The 14,957-nt window shown below is 71.2% G+C and carries 13 protein-coding genes; 4 read left to right on the forward strand and 9 right to left on the reverse strand.

What is annotated here, in order from left to right; genetic code table 11:
* Positions 1–6: 6 nt before the first annotated feature.
* From BM013_RS19450 to BM013_RS19465, 4 genes are read left to right on the forward strand one after another with little or no spacing between them, the layout of a single operon-like run.
* Positions 7–861 (forward strand): branched-chain amino acid ABC transporter permease, encoded by an 855-nt coding sequence (locus BM013_RS19450; protein ID WP_093129289.1) that lies wholly within the window; start codon positions 7–9, stop codon positions 859–861.
* Positions 839–2,656: a branched-chain amino acid ABC transporter ATP-binding protein/permease gene (locus tag BM013_RS19455; protein ID WP_093129290.1), complete on the forward strand. Its 1,818-nt coding sequence runs from the start codon at positions 839–841 to the stop codon at positions 2,654–2,656. The genes BM013_RS19450 and BM013_RS19455 overlap by 23 nt, the downstream gene beginning before the upstream one ends.
* Before the next feature lie 14 nt (positions 2,657–2,670).
* Entirely contained in the window at positions 2,671–3,372 is a 702-nt protein-coding gene (locus BM013_RS19460) for an ABC transporter ATP-binding protein (RefSeq protein WP_093129538.1), read from the forward strand.
* 59 nt (positions 3,373–3,431) lie between these two features.
* A complete protein-coding gene (locus BM013_RS19465) occupies positions 3,432–4,328 on the forward strand; it encodes a LysR family transcriptional regulator (protein ID WP_177206613.1) in 897 nt (298 codons plus the stop codon).
* 46 nt (positions 4,329–4,374) lie between these two features.
* Here BM013_RS19465 and BM013_RS19470 read toward each other — a convergent pair whose 3' ends face one another.
* The 9 genes from BM013_RS19470 to BM013_RS19510 are packed head-to-tail and all read right to left on the reverse strand — an operon-like array spanning position 4,375 to position 14,951.
* A complete protein-coding gene (locus BM013_RS19470) occupies positions 4,375–5,469 on the reverse strand; it encodes an enolase C-terminal domain-like protein (RefSeq protein ID WP_093129292.1) in 1,095 nt (364 codons plus the stop codon).
* A 13-nt stretch (positions 5,470–5,482) separates the two neighbouring features.
* Positions 5,483–6,193 carry an ABC transporter ATP-binding protein gene (locus BM013_RS19475; RefSeq protein ID WP_093129293.1) on the reverse strand — a complete coding sequence of 237 codons (711 nt, stop codon included), beginning with the start codon at positions 6,191–6,193 and terminating at the stop codon, positions 5,483–5,485.
* A complete protein-coding gene (locus tag BM013_RS19480) occupies positions 6,190–6,948 on the reverse strand; it encodes an ABC transporter ATP-binding protein (RefSeq protein WP_093129294.1) in 759 nt (252 codons plus the stop codon). The genes BM013_RS19475 and BM013_RS19480 overlap by 4 nt, the downstream gene beginning before the upstream one ends.
* A gap of 1 nt (position 6,949) precedes the next feature.
* Positions 6,950–7,894, reverse strand: a complete 945-nt coding sequence (locus tag BM013_RS19485; RefSeq protein WP_093129295.1) for a branched-chain amino acid ABC transporter permease — start codon at positions 7,892–7,894, stop codon at positions 6,950–6,952.
* The gene (locus BM013_RS19490; RefSeq protein ID WP_093129296.1) at positions 7,891–8,763 is read right to left on the reverse strand and encodes a branched-chain amino acid ABC transporter permease; all 873 of its coding nucleotides are present in this window, start codon (positions 8,761–8,763) and stop codon (positions 7,891–7,893) included. The genes BM013_RS19485 and BM013_RS19490 overlap by 4 nt, the downstream gene beginning before the upstream one ends.
* Entirely contained in the window at positions 8,756–9,949 is a 1,194-nt protein-coding gene (locus BM013_RS19495; RefSeq protein ID WP_093129297.1) for an alpha-hydroxy acid oxidase, read from the reverse strand. Before BM013_RS19495 ends, BM013_RS19490 begins: the two co-directional genes overlap by 8 nt.
* Before the next feature lie 27 nt (positions 9,950–9,976).
* Positions 9,977–11,176 carry an ABC transporter substrate-binding protein gene (locus BM013_RS19500; protein WP_093129298.1) on the reverse strand — a complete coding sequence of 400 codons (1,200 nt, stop codon included), beginning with the start codon at positions 11,174–11,176 and terminating at the stop codon, positions 9,977–9,979.
* 41 nt (positions 11,177–11,217) lie between these two features.
* Complete coding sequence (locus BM013_RS19505; RefSeq protein ID WP_093129299.1) at positions 11,218–12,792, reverse strand: indolepyruvate oxidoreductase subunit beta family protein; 1,575 nt, start codon at positions 12,790–12,792, stop codon at positions 11,218–11,220.
* Positions 12,789–14,951, reverse strand: a complete 2,163-nt coding sequence (locus tag BM013_RS19510; RefSeq protein WP_093129300.1) for a thiamine pyrophosphate-dependent enzyme — start codon at positions 14,949–14,951, stop codon at positions 12,789–12,791. Before BM013_RS19510 ends, BM013_RS19505 begins: the two co-directional genes overlap by 4 nt.
* Positions 14,952–14,957: the final 6 nt, after the last annotated feature.

Genomic DNA, 14,957 nt, shown 5'->3' on the forward strand with positions numbered 1-14,957 from the left:
GGCGCCATGGACACCAGCTGGCTGCTGCATGCGCTGAACCTCGCCTACGCGCTGGCGACGCTGGGCCTCACCACGCTCGGCCTGGCGGTGGTGTTCGGCATGCTCGGCGTCATGAACATGGCACACGGCGAGTTCGTGATGCTGGGCGCCTACGCGGTGGTCACGGTGCAGTCGTGGGGCTGGCCGATCGCCACCGCGATGCCGCTGGCCATGCTGGTGTGCGGCGTGCTGGGCTACGCGGTCGAGCGCTGGCTGATCCGCCCGCTCTATGCGCGGCCGTTCGACACGCTGCTCGCCACCTGGGGGCTCGCCATGGTCATGCGCAAGACGGTGGAGGCGGTGTACGGGCGCGACTACCGCAACATCGAGAGCACGCTGGGTTCGCCGGTGTCGCTGGGCGACGTGCAGTACCCGGGCTACCGGCTCGCGCTGATCGCGCTGGCCGTCGTGCTCATGGTGGCGCTGGCGCTGTGGTACCGGCGCAGCACCATGGGACTGCGCGTGCGCGCGATGACGGGCAACCCGGTGCTGGCACGCGCGCTGGGCATCGACACGCGCCGGCTGGCCTCGCAGACCTTCGTCATCGGCGTGGTGCTGGCCGGCGCGGCCGGCGTGCTGCTGGCGCCGCTGGTGCGCATCGAGCCCGGCATCGGCGTCGACTACCTGCTCGATTCCTTCTTCGTGCTGGTGGTGGGCGGGCTGGGCACGCTCGGCGGCTTCGGCGGCGGCGTGAGCGTCATCGGCGGCACGCAGTCCGTGGTGAGCAGCATCGCGGGCCAGACCAGCGGCTATGCGGTGGTGCTGATTCTTTCGATCCTCTTTCTCTGGCTGAAACCGAATGGACTCTTTGGACGCCGTTGATTCTTCGCTGGCGCCCCTCGGTGCCGCGGCCGCAGCCGCGCCCGCGCGGCGCTGGCGCCTGCCGCCCGCGGGGCCGTGGCTGTTCGGCGCGGCGCTGGTGGCGGTGCCCTTCGTGTCCAGCGATTTCGTGGCCTACCAGATCGCGCTGTTCCTGATCTACGGCATCGCCACGCAGGGCGTGGCGCTGTGCTGGGGACGGCTCGGCTTCCTGCCGCTGGGGCATGCGCTGTTCTTCGGGCTGGGCGCGTACCTGGCCGGCGGCACGCTCAAGGCCGCGCAGCAGCAGCCCGGGTGGTTCGCCGCGCTGCCGCTGGCACTGTTGCTGCCCGCCGCGCTGGCCTACCTCACGGCGCGGCTGGTGTTCGCGCGCAGCCACCGCAGCGGGCCGTTCTTCTCGCTCATCACGCTGGCCATGACCATGCTGGGTTTCCTCGCGGCGCAGCAGTGGAGCGCGGTCACGGGCGGCTTCAACGGCATGGCCGACATTCCCGAGCTGCCCGGCACCGAGCGCTACAGCACCTTCTACTGGGCGGTGGCCGCATGCGCGCTGTGCACCACGCTGCTGCTGGGCGGCGTGCTGCGCCGGCCGCTCGGCCTGCTGTGGACCGCGCTGGCGCAGAACGAGGAGCGGCTGCAGCTGTTCGGCTACGCCACCGACCGCATCAAGGCGGTGGCCTTCGCGTGCTCCGCGATGCTCGCGGCGCTGGCCGGCATGCTGTTCGCGCTGCACCAGGGCATCGTCACGCCGCTGACCATGGGCTTCGTGCTGTCGACCGAGTTCGTCATCTGGGCCGCGGTGGGCGGCAAGGCCAGTCCGCTCGGTGCCTTGCTGGGCGCGGTGTTCGTCGGCTATGCCTCGTCGGAGCTGCGCGACCACTTCGCCTACTGGGAGGTGCTGGTCGGCGCGATCTTCATTGCCGTGGTGCGCTTCCTGCCGGAGGGGCTGGCCGGCCTTGCCAACCTGGTGGCCACGGGCCGGCGCGGCGCGCCGCCGCCAGCTGCTCACCCCCGCACGCCAGCGCCGCCGGTGCGCGTGCCCGACGGCGAGGTGAGCCTGGCCTTCGAGCAGGTGGCCTCGTCGCAGGGCGGCGTGCGCATCCTCGACGGGCTGAGCTTCGACCTGCGCGGCGCCGGCCTGCGCTGCGTGATCGGGCCCAACGGTGCCGGCAAGACCTCGGCCTTCAACGTGATGACCGGGCGGCTGCCGCTGCGCGCGGGGCGCATCCTGCTCGACGGCGCGGACATCTCGGGTGCCACCGCCTGGCGCGTGGCGCGCCAGGGCGTGGGCCGCAAGCTGCAGATTCCTTCGGTGTTCCCGGGCCTGAGCGTGAGCCAGAACCTCGACGTGGCCCTGTGGGCCGGCCGCCTGCGCCCCGCCGCCTCGCTGCGCCGCGAGGCGCTCGGCTGGGACAGCCCGCTGCGCGGCGAACTGCTCGCGCTCTTTCCCGCGCTGGCGCGCCAGCTGCACGCGCCGGCGGGCAGCCTGTCGCAGGGCGAGCGGCAGGCGCTCGAATTCGTCATGACCATGCTGCCGCAGCCGCGCCTGGTGCTGCTCGACGAACCGTGCGCGGGTCTTTCGCCCGGCGAGACGCACCACATGATCGACGCCATCAAGACCGCCACGCACCGGCTCGGCGCGGCCGCGCTGGTCATCGAGCACGACATCAGCGCCGTGGCGTCCATCGGCGGCGAGGTCTATGTGCTGCACCAGGGCAAGCTGCTCGCGCGCGGCGCGCTCGCGCAGATCCAGGCCGATCCGGCGGTGCGCGCCGTCTATGCCGGAGCACGGAAGTGAACGCGGAAGTGAGCATGCCAACGAACCCGCAACTCCTGACATTCACCGACGTGGTCTGCGGCTACGGCGACACCATGGTGCTGCGCGGCCTGAGCGGCGGCGTGGCACCGGGCCGCGTGCTCGGGGTGCTGGGGCGCAACGGCGTCGGCAAGACCACGCTGATGCGCGCGCTGACCGGCTTCCTGCCGCTGCGCAGCGGCCGCGTGCTGCTCGGCGGCGGCGACCTGGCGCGCGTGCCGCCGCAACAGCGGCTGGCGGCCGGCATGGCCTATGCGCCTCAAGAGGACGTGGTGTTCGGCGACCTCAGCGTGGGCGAGAACCTGTGGCTGCACCTGCGTGCGCGCGACAGCACGCGCTATGCGGCCTGCCTCGAGGCGTTCCCGCGGCTGGCCGAGCGCATGCAGCAGCGCGCCGGCTCGCTCAGCGGCGGCGAGCGCAAGCTGCTGTCGTTCACGCGCACCCTCGGGCTGGGCGCGGCGCTGAGCATCCTCGACGAGCCGACCGAGGGCGTGCAGCCCGAGAACATCGAGCGCATGGCCACGCTGGTGCGCGCGCGCAAGGCGGCGGGCGCGGCCTTCGTCATCGTCGAGCAGAACCTCGAGTTCCTGCTCGCCGTGGCCGACGACCTGCTGGCGGTGGACCACGGCGAATGCTCGCTGTCGGGCGCGGCGGCCCACCTGTCGCGCGAGACGCTGGAGCGCCACCTGGTGGTTTGACCCGAGGCCGCGGCGTGCGCCCCTGTGGCACATTCCAGCCTCGCCCCACGGCAAGACCCATGAGCCACCTCGACCTGAATCTCGTTCGCGTGTTCGTCGCGATCTACGAAACGCGCAGCGTGACCCATGCGGCCGAGCGGCTCGACGTCACGCAATCGACCGTGAGCTACGGGCTGGCCAAGCTGCGCAAGGTCTACGTCGACCGCCTGTTCTCGCGCGGCAGCGACGGCCTGGTGCCCACCGGCATGGCCGAGCAGCTGTTCCAGCGTTTTCGCGAGGCGCTCACCACCGTCGAGGGCACGCTCGAGCAGAACACCGCCTTCGACCCGCAGCGCTCCACGCGGCGCTTCCGCCTGGCGATGTCGGACATCGGCGTGCTGTATTTCGTGCCGCCGCTGCTGCGCCGCTTCCAGGAGGCGGCGCCGCGCATCGAGATCGACATCGTGCAGATCTCCGACACGCTGGGCGAAGACCTGTCGACGGGGCGGCTGGACATGGCCATCGGCAACATTCCTTCGCTGGGCTCGCCGGTGCACAGCGCGCTGCTGTTTCGCGAGCACTACGTGTGCCTGATGTCGGCCAACCACCCGACCATCGGCGACAGCATGAGCCTGGAGGCGTTCTCGGCGGCGCGCCACGTGATGGTGTCGTCGCCGCGCTCGGGCCACTTCCTCATCGAGGACGCGCTGGCCGAGCGGGGCATCAACCGCAACATCGTCGCGCGCGTGCCCCAGTTCACCGTGCTGCCGCAGCTGCTGTCGCAAAGCGACCTGCTGGTGCTGCTGCCCTCGCGCGTGGCCAGCCTCTACGTGCACCAGGGCGGGCTGAAGGCGCTGGCGCTGCCCGTGCCGCTGCCCGACTTCCAGGTGCAGGCGCACTGGCACGCGCGGCACGAGTACAGCGCGGCGCACCGCTGGCTGGTCGAGGAGATCGTGCCCACGCTCGGCAAGCTCTGAAAGTCGGATGGGCTGAAGCGCCGGCGTCGGCAGGTCGGGAGCGCGGCTACACCAGGTAGCGCCGCACCGCGTCCTCGTTCCACGCGATGCCCGTGCCCGGCTCGGCCGGCGCCGTGGCCATGCCGTTCTCGAAGGCCAGCGGTTGCGCCAGCACCGGCGCCGCCAGGTCCATGCGCTCGAGCAGGTGGCGCGTCGGCGTCACGGCCAGCAGGTGCACGCTGACCTCCTGGAAGATGTGGCTCGACATCGGCACGCCGTGCGCCTGCGCCAGCGCCGCGGCGCGCAGCCAGCCGGTGACGCCGCCGATCTTCATCGCGTCGGGCATCGCCAGGTCGCAGGCGCCGGCCTGCAGCGCCTTGGCCATCTCGTCGGGCCCGCACCAGTTCTCGCCCATCTGCACCGGCAGGCGCACACGCTCGCGAATGCGCGCGTGGCCCGCGTAGTCTTCCTGCAGCGTGGGTTCCTCGACCCAGCCGATGCCTTCGCCTTCGAGCGCATGGATGCGGCGCACCGCCTCGGGCACCGTCAGGCCCTGGTTGTAGTCGACCAGCAGCTGCGTGCCGTCGCCGATCACGCGGCGCAGCGCGCGCACCACCTCGAGGTCTTCGCCCAGCGTGGCGTAGCCGACCTTGGTCTTGATGGCGCCGAAGCCCTGTTCCATGGACAGCGCGGCGCGCCGCACGCCGAGCGCAACGCCGTCCATGCTGTGGCTGTCGTAGGCCGCCACGGGGCGGCGCGTGCCACCCAGGAGCTCGACCAGCGGCACGCCGCGCACCTTGGCCAGCGCGTCCCAGGCGGCCATGTCCAGCCCCGCGCTGGCCATCTGCGCGATGCCGGTGCGCCCCAGCAGCCGCAGCCGCTGCGCCAGTGTCTGGTCGAGGTCGAAGGGTGCCAGCGGCTGGCCCGCGAGGGCGCCGCCCAGCGTCAGCAGCATGCGCCGCGTGGCGCGCAACGCCAGCGGCGTGTAGGTGAAGACGTAGGCCCGGCCCACGGTGCCGTCGCTGGCGTACAGGTCGACCAGCACCAGCGGCGCCGTGGCCACCACGCCCACGCTGGTGCGCACGGGGTGCTCGAGCGGCACGTTGACGCAGCGCGCCTGCACGTCGGCCACCAGCAGGCCGGTATCGGGAAGGGTGTTCATGGGTGTGGTTCCTTCACAAGCCGAGGTAGGCCGCCTTCACGCGCTCGTCGCCGAGCAGTTGCGCGGCCGGGCCGCCGAGCGCGATGGTGCCGGTCTCCAGCACGTAGCCCTGGTCGGCCACCGACAGCGCCGCGTGCGCATTCTGTTCCACCAGCAGGATGGGGATGCCGCGCGCCTTGAGCCGTGCGATGACGTTGAAGATTTCCTTCACCAGCAGCGGCGCCAGGCCCATCGAGGGCTCGTCGAGCAGCAGCACCTTGGGCTCGCTCATCAGCGCGCGCGCAATGGCCAGCATCTGCTGCTGGCCGCCCGAGAGGGTTCCGGCGGCGAGCAGGCGCTTCTCCTCGAGCACCGGGAACAGCGCGTACATCTCGGCCAGCCGCTCCTGGCGGCGCGCGGGGCGGGTGTAGCTGCCCAGCAGCAGGTTGTCCTGCACCGAGAGCGGGCCGAACACCTGCCGGCCCTCGAGCACCTGCGACAGCCCGGCGCGCACGCGCGCGTCGGCGCTGTCGCGCGCGATCTCGCGGCCGAACAGCGTCACGCTGCCGGCGCCGGCGCGAATGAGCCCCGACACCGCGCGCAGCAGCGTGGTCTTGCCCGCGCCGTTCGCGCCCACCAGCGCCACCAGCTCGCCCTGGCCGACGCGCAGGTCGATGCCGTGCAGCGCCTCGATGCGGCCGTAGCCCGCGAACAGGCCCTTCACCTCGAGCGCGGCGCTGCTCATGCGGCCTCCGCTTCGGTGCCGAGGTAGGCCGCGATCACCTGCGGGTTGGCACGCACCTCGGCGGCCGTGCCTTCGGCGAGCTTGCGCCCGTAGTCGAGCACCAGCAGGTGGTCGGAGATGTTCATCACCAGCTTCATGTCGTGTTCCACCAGCAGCACCGTCACGCCCGAGGCGGCGATGCCGCGGATCAGTTCGGTGATCTCCTGCGTCTCGGTGTCGTTCAGGCCGGCGGCCGGCTCGTCGAGCAGCAAGATTCGGGGCTTGCTCGCCAGCGCGCGTGCGATCTCCAGGCGCTTGAGCAGCCCGAACGACAGCTGCGTGGCGTGCGCATGGGCATGCCGCCCCACGCCCACGCAGTCGATGAGCCGCAGCGCCTCCTCGCGCAGCGCGGCGTCGGCTCGGCGGGTTGCGCCGGTCATGCCGCCCAGCAGCGAGCTGCGCGTGTGCAGGTGCGCGCCCAGCATCACGTTCTCGCAGGCGGTCATGTTCATGCACACCTGCAGGTTCTGGAAGGTGCGGCTCATGCCGCGGCGCGCCAACTGCTCGGGCGCCATGCCGGCCACGTTCTCGCCGTCGAGCAGGATCTCGCCGCGCGTGGGCTCGTAGACGCCGCTGATCAGGTTGAACAGCGTGGTCTTGCCCGCGCCGTTGGGCCCGATCACCGAATGCACCGAGCCGCCGCGCACACTGAAGCTCACGTCCTGCATGGCGTGCACGCCGCCGAAGGACTTGCCGAGGTTCTTCACTTCGAGCATCTCAACCTTTCCTGCGCAGCCGGAGCGCGAGCGTGGGCACCAGCCCCTTGGGCAGGAACATCATGGTGAGCATCAGCACGAGGCCGAAGAACACCATCTCGTAGCCGTGCAGGCCGCCCAGCAGCTGCGGCAGCGCCGTCAGCAGCGCGGCGCCCAGCACCGCGCCGAAGGTGGAGGCCATGCCGCCGAGCACCACCATGGTGGCCAGCTCCACCGAATGCGTGAAGGCCGCGAGCGACGGGCTGATGAAGCCCAGGTAGTGCGCCGTGAGGCTGCCCGACACGGCGGCGAACACGGCCGAGACCACGAACGCGCGCACCTTGAAGCGCGCCACGTCCACCCCCATCACGCGGGCCGCCACCTCGGAGCCGTTGAGCCCGCGCAGCGCGCGCCCCGCGGGCGACTGGTGGAGGTTGAGCGACAGCAGCACCGACAGCCACAGCAGCACGGCGGCCAGCGCGTACCAGTGCAGCACCTTCGCGAAGGTGAAGCCGGCCACCGCCAGCGGCGGCACGGCCATGCCGTCGGGCCCGCCGGTCCAGTCGACCTCGTTGATCAGCACGATGTTGACGATCACGCCCAGCCCCAGCGTGGCCATGGTCAGCGAGTGGCCCTTGAGCCGCAGGATGGGCTTGGCGATGAGCCAGGCCACCGCCGCCGCGCCCACGGCCGCGCCGCAGATCGCCAGCAGCGGCGGCCAGCCGAAGCGCACCGTGACAATGCCGCTGCCGTACGCGCCGATGGCCACGAAGGCCGCGTGGCCGATGCTGATCTGCCCAGCGAAGCCCATCAGCAGGTTGAGCCCGATGGCCGCGATGGCCGCCAGCGCGATGCGCACCGCGACGTCGGCCACGTAGTTGTTGGGCATGGCCAGCGGCAGCAGCGCGAGCACCAGCGCCAGCACCAGCAGGGAAGGGCGCAGCAGCGCATGCGAGCTCGCCTTCATACGCGCTCCGCCGCCTTGCTGCCGAACAGGCCGTGCGGCATGACCAGCAGGATGAACACGATCAGCACGAACGGCACGGCGTCCTTGTAGGCCGACGACACGTAGCCCGCCATCAGCGCCTCCAGCAGCCCGACGATGAGCCCGCCCACCACCGCGCCGCCCGCGCTGCCGAGCCCGCCCAGCGTGGCCGCGACGAAGCCCTTCATGCCCAGCATCAGGCCGATGTCGTACACCGTGGTCGTGATGGGCGCGGCCACCACGCCGGCCACCGCGCCCAGCAGCGCCGACAGCCCGAACGACAGCTGCAGCACGCGCGAGGTGGGAATGCCCACCGCGCGCGCCGCCAGCGCATTGGCCGCCACCGCCAGCATCGCCTTGCCGACCATCGTGAAGCGGAAGAACGCGAAGCACAGCGCGACCAGCACCGCCGCCGTGCCCAGCACCCACAGGCTCTGCGGCAGCACGTAGGCGCCGAGGATCGACAGCGACGCGTCGCCGCTGAAGGCGGGCAGGGTCTGCTGGTTCTTGCCGAGCACGATCTGCACCACGCCCTGGATGAAGATCGACGCGCCGATGGTGATGATGATCAGCGACACCACGCTGGCTTCGCCCGCGGGCTTGATGGCCAGCCGGTACAGCAGCAGCCCGGCCGCCACCGTGGCCAGCACGCCGCCCGCCACCGCGATGCCGTAGGGCATGTTGGCGCCGAGCAGGGCGGCGGTGATCATCGCGCCCAGCATGAGGAAGTCGCCCTGCGCGAAGTTGATGACGCCGCTGGCGTTGTAGATCAGCGAGAAGCCCAGCGCGGCCAGCGCGTAGATCGCGCCGGTGGTGAGCCCCGAGAAGACGAATTGCATGAAGTCAGCCACGGCGGTCTCCGGTCTGAATGGCCTGGGCCGTTGAAAGAGGGGTGAGCAGGTGCCGCGGCGACACGTCCGCCACGCGGTCGGCACCGATCAGCACCATGGTGCGGGCGATGTCGTCGGCGAGCCCGGCGAGCACGCCGCGCGCGCCCGCTTCGCCGCCGGTGGCCATGCCCCAAACCGCGGCGCGGCCGACGAAGGCCGCGGTGGCGCCGGCGGCCAGCGCCTTCACCACGTCGCTGCCGCGGCGAAAGCCGCCGTCCACGAACACCGGAATGCGGTTCGCCACGGCGTCGACCATTCGTGGCAGCACCGAGATGGTCGAGGGCGCCGCGTCGAGCTGGCGCCCGCCGTGGTTCGACACCACGATGGCGTCGGCGCCGTGGTGCACGGCCAGCGCGGCGTCGTCGGGGTGCAGCAGGCCCTTGACCACCAGCGGGCCGTCCCACAGGCGGCGCAGCCAGGCCAGGTGCTCCCACACCAGCGTGCGGTCCATGGTGCGCGACAGCAGCGCGGCCTGCAGCTGGGGCGAGGTGGCGCCGTCGTCGGCCTCGCTGAGGTTCACGAACGACGGCGAGCGCCCCTGCAGCGCCATGCCGAGCGACCACGCCGGGTGCAGCGCCAGGTCGAGCAGCGTCGACGGCGTGAAGCGGAACGGCAGCTTGAAGCCGTTGCGCACGTCGCGCTCGCGCTGGCCGCTGACGGCGGCGTCCACCGTGAGCACCAGCGCGCCGTAGCCGGCCTCGCGGGCGCGGCGCACCAGCTGCTCGGCAATGGCGCGGTCGCCCATCACGTAGAGCTGCATCCACTGCAAGGCCGCGGGGTTGCGGCGCAGCGCGGCCTCGCGCACCGCCTCGAGCCGGTCGTTCGACGGCGTCGACAGCACGTGCGGCACGCCCGCCGAGGCGGCGGCGCAGGCCAGCAGGGTGTCGCCGTGCGGGCGCACCAGGCCCGAGAAGCCGACGGGCGCCACGCCCAGCGGCGCCGACCAGCGCTGGCCGAACACGGTGATGCCGGTGTCGCCATGGCTTGTGTCGCGCAGCGCGGTGGGCACCAGGTGCAGACCGGCCAGGTCCGCGACGTTGCGGTGCAGGCAGTCTTCGTTTTCCGCGCCGCCGTCGACATAGTCGAAGACGAAGCGGGGCAGCCGCCGGCGTGCATGCCGGCGGTGGTCGTTCGCATTGAGCTTCATGCGCTTCCTTGGATGACGCGCGCCGCTTCAGCGAACTTCCGCGAACTTGCCTCCCTGCACCTCGACCATGCGGAACGCGGACACGTCCAGGCCCATGTGGTCGGTGGCCGACATGCGGTAGATGCCGCTCACGCCGACGAAGTCTTTCGTGGCTTCGATGGCGTCGCGCACCTTCTGCTTGTCGGTGCCGCCGGCGCGCTTGATCGCATCGACCAGCAGGAACAGCGCGTCGTGGGCGTAGCCGCCGAAGGTGGACACGTCCATCTTCGCGGTGCTCTCGTAGTCCTTCGCGTAGCCCACGCTGACCTTCTTCTGCGGGTCGCTGTCGGGCAGCGCCTGCGCAACGAGCAGCGCGGGCGAGGGCATGCGGATGCCTTCGGACGACTTGCCCGCGATGCGGATGAACTCGGTGGAGGCCTGGCCGTGCGAGGTGTACAGCGGCTGCTTCATGGCCAGCTGCTGGTAGTTGCGCGCGATGATGGCCGGCGCCTGGCCCGTGCCGAACACGAAGATGGCCTGCGCCCCCGACGACTTGATGCGCGTGAGCTGCGGCGTGACGTCGGTGTCCTTCTCGCCGTAGGTCTGGTCGTCGGACACCTTCAGGCCGAGCGTTGCGGCGAGCTTGAGCGTCTCGGTGCGGCCCGACTTGCCGAAGCCGCCGGTGTCCGACAGCAGCGCGAACTGCGTGAAGCCGCGCTTCTTCATTTCGCCGAGCACCTTCTCGGCCGCCATGCGGTCGGAGTGCGGCATCTTGAACACGTAGGGCTTGACCGGCTCGACGATGACCGAGGCCGCGGCCAGCGAGATCATCGGCACCTTCGAGGCCTCGGCCTGCGGCAGCATCGCCATGGTGGAACCGGTGGTGGACGCGCCGAGGATCACGTCGACCTCGTCCTGCATGATCAGGCGCCGCGTAAAGGCGTTGGCCTTGTTGGCATCGCTGGCGTCGTCGTACAGCACCAGCTCGAGCTTGCGGCCCAGCACGCCGCCGGCCGCGTTGATCTTGCCCACGTACATCTCGAGCGTCTTCTGCTGCGGGTCGCCCAGGAACGAGGCCGGGCCGGTGGCCGAGACCACGGCGCCGATCTTGATCGGGTCGGCCGCATGCACCAGCGACCCCAGCGACGCCAGCGGCAGCAGCAGGGTGGCGGCGAGCAGCGAGTTCACGGCGCGGCGGCCGAAGGGTATGAAGGTCGTGAGGGGGGTGGAAGTCTTCTTGTGTTTCATCGTCTTGTCTCCTGTCGTTCTAGGTTGAAAAATCGCTCGGCTCAGCGCGCCGGCCTTCGCCGCACGATGTGGATCGGGTGCACGCGCGGCGCGGGCGCCGGCAGGCCGAGCGCGCGGGCCAGCGTGCGGCCCTCGGGGTCGGCCAGCGCGGCTTCGCGGGCGGCGCGCACGCGGGCCGCGGCCTGCTCGAGCGCGGCGGCATCGCGCACCGGCGGGGAAAGCACGGCCTGCATGTCGTCGAGCACCGCGCCAAGGTTGCGGTGGCCGCGTTCGCTGGTCTCGCCGTAGCCTTTCACCAGGTTGCCGCACAGCGCGAGCTCGTAGGCCAGCCGCGGGCTCATCGCCAGCGCGCGGCGCACCGTGTCGAGCCAGCGCTTGATCATTTCCTGCTCGGCGGCGTAGCGCGCGCTGCCGCGGCGTATCACGCGCAGCGAGCGCAGGCCGCACAGCATCGCGAAGCCCAACACCGTGTCGGTGCGCATGTGCAGCCCCACGTTGAGCTTGTGCGCCTTGTGCGCCAGCCGCTTGCGCAGCCAGGCCGAGGCGCCCGGCGGCAGCAGCGAGCAGACCTCGTCCAGGCCCGGCTTGAGGTATTCGGTGAGCCGCAACGGCTCGTTGCCGCGCGCGCCCACCTCGTTGCGCACGCGCTGCAGGCGCTCGCCGCGCGTCTTGAGGTCGGCCACGCGGATCACGTCCTCGTAGCTCATCCACAGCGCGAGGTAGCGCGCGGTCTCGCGCGTCACGGGCAGGTCGCCGCCGAAGGGCTGCTCCAGCGCCAGCACCGATTCCACGCGCTGCATGTAGAGCTCGCCGTAGCGCGCGTCCTGGTAGTCGGCGACCTGCTGCAGGCCGTGGCCTGCGAGCTCGCGCAGCGGCTCGGGCAGGGCGGCGATGCGAGGGTGCACCGGCGTGGCGGCTGGCGCCTTTGCGCTGTCGACGGGTGCTGCCGCGGCCACCGCCACGCCCGTCACATGGTCGAAGCCCGCCGCGAAACCCTTCAGGCTGGCCTCCACCGCCTTGCCCGATTCGCGGATCGCCTGTTCGCAGGTCTCGCGCGAGAACGGAATGGCGCCGCTGCCGGCCATGGCGCCGAACATCACGGTGTTGATCACCGTGCCGTTGCGCCATGCGAGCGCGCGCATGTCGAACAGGAAGCTGCGCTGCGCGAGCTCGGTGGCCGCGTCGATCACGCGCTGGCCGTCGTAGCGCCCGTCGCCCATGGCGGACTTCTCGACCACCGCGTATTCGCGGTGCGTGGAAGCCGCGAGCGTGGTGCGCCGCGGATGCACGAAGCCGCCCTGCAGCATGCGGCCGGCCTCCACCAGTTCGGAGGCGGCGACGATGTCGACGTCGCCCGGGTTCGGCGTGAGCGAGAACACCGGACGCGCGCCGCCCAGCTGCCCGGCCGGCACGGGGTAGATCTCGATGTAGTAGTTGGTGGCGCCGGTGCGCTGCGCCACGCCGGGCACCGAGGTGCTCTGCACCGGGAAGCCGCAGGCCGTGGCCGCGGAGATGAGCCAGTCGGCCAGCACGCCGCCGCCTTCGCCGCCCATGGCGGCCACCAGCACGGTGACGATGCGCGGTGTTGCCGCGCCTGCGGGTGTCGTCGTGTTCATGCCGCCAGTGCCTCCGAGCGGTCGCGCGCCTTGCCGGCCATGAGGCCGATGACCCCGCCGCGCAGCCGGTGCAGCAGCCGCTCCCAGGTGCCGGCGTTCTGCACGATCTCGGCCTTGTAGAACGACGGGCAGAGAATGGCCGCGTGCGCGTTCTCGCCGCACAGGCCGCAGCCCACGCAGCCCTGGTTGACGGTGGCCACCGGGTCGGTGCGCAGCGCGCTGGGGTTGGGCTTGACGGTGAGCGACGGGCAGCCCGACAGCCGGATGCACGAGTGGTCGCCGGTGCACACGTCGTCGTCGATGCCGAAGCGCGTGCGCACCACGCGTTCGCCGCGCTTGAGCCTGGCGGCCTGCACCGGCTTGATGCGGCGCTGCCGCTCGAGCTGGCATTCGCCGTCGGCAATGATCACCTTGAGGCCGCCTTCTTCGGTGGTCATGGCCTCCTGCAGCGTGTCGCGCATCTCGGCGACGCTGTAGCTCCTGACCTTGCGCACCCAGGCCACGCCCACGCCCTTGAGCGCGGCCTCGATGTCGAGCGTCAGCGGCTTGGCCGCGGGCTGCGTGGGCGAGGAGGGAATGGCCTGCGTGCCGGTGGCCGAGGTGTAGCCGTTCTTCAGGATCACCAGCACCGAGTCCTGGTTGTTGTAGACCGCGTTCACCACGCCGCTGGTGAAGCCGTTGTGCCAGAAGCCGCCGTCGCCCATGATGCTCACCACGCGGTTGCCCATGAGCGGCGCGATGCCCGACGAGCTCGCCAGCCCCAGGCCGTAGCCCAGCACCGTGCTGCCCGTGTTGAAGGGCGGCAGCGTGCCGAAGGTGTGGCAGCCGATGTCCGCGCTGACGTGCACCGCGCCCAGCTCCTTCTGCATCAGCTTGATGGCCGCGAACACCGGGCGCTCGGGGCAGCCGATGCAAAAACCCGGCGGGCGGTTGGGCACCGGCACGCCGAGCGCGGCCACGGCCTGCGGCTTGAGCGCGCCCAGCGGTGCGGCGGCCTCGACCACCTGCAGCGCACCGTCTTCGCCCAGCGCCTGCGGGCGGGCCTGGCGGATGAACTCGGCCAGGCTGCGCACCAGCACTTCACCGGTGTATTCGCCGGCCATGGGGAAGATGTCCTTGCCGTGCAGGCGCGTGTCGCAGCCGGCCTTGCGCAGCATCGCGTGCAGCGCGTCTTCCAGGTAGTTGGGCTGGCCTTCCTCGACCATCAGCACCGCGCGCTTGCCGCTGCAGAAGCCGACCAGCTCGTCGGGCACCATCGGGTAGACCACGTTGAGCACCTGCAGCGGAATGCGGCTGTTGCCGAACGCGTCGGCCAGGCCGAGCTGCTGCAGCGCGCGGATCGTGCCGTTGTAGAGCCCGCCGGGCAGGATCAGGCCGATGTCGTCGCAGTCGCCGTCGAAGCGCTCGTTGAGCTTCTCGCGGCGAATGAATTCCAGCGCGGCCGGCCAGCGCGACTCGATCTTCATGCGCTCCTGCGCGTAGATCGACGGCGGCAGGTTGATGTTGGCGAAGTCGAAGTGCGGCTGCGCGATCGACGCGCGCGTGGAGATGGCCGGCGCGCGGTTGTCCTTGCACACGAAGCTGCCGTGCACGTGGCAGGCGCGGATGCGCAGCTGCAGCATCACGGGCGTCTGGCTCGCTTCCGACAGCTCGAAGCTGCGCTCCACGGCATCCACGATGGACGGGAGGTTGGGCCGCGGGTCCATGAGCCACATCTGCGACTTCATCGCGAAGGCGTGCGTGCGCTCCTGGATGATGCTGGAGCCCTCGCCGTAGTCTTCGCCGAGGATGATCAGCGCGCCGCCCTTCACGCCGGCCGACGCGAGGTTGGACAGCGCATCGGACGCGACGTTGGTGCCCACGGTGGACTTCCACGTCACCGCGCCGCGCACCGGGTAGTTGATGGACGCGCCGAGCATCGCGGCCGCGCCGGCCTCGGAGGCGCTGTTCTCGAAGTAGATGCCGAGCTCGTCGAGCAGGCCGCGCGCATCGCCGAGCACGTCGATCAGGTGCGACACCGGCGCGCCCTGGTAGCCGCCGATGTAGCTCACGCCCGACTGCAGCAGCGCCTTGGTGACGGCGAGGATGCCCTCGCCATGAAATTCCTCGTCGGCGCCCAGCGAAAGGCGTTTGACTTCTTCGGCGAAAGATCGCTCCATGGCTTT

The organism is Variovorax sp. OK605 (genome assembly GCF_900115445.1).
Lineage (GTDB): Bacteria > Pseudomonadota > Gammaproteobacteria > Burkholderiales > Burkholderiaceae_C > Variovorax.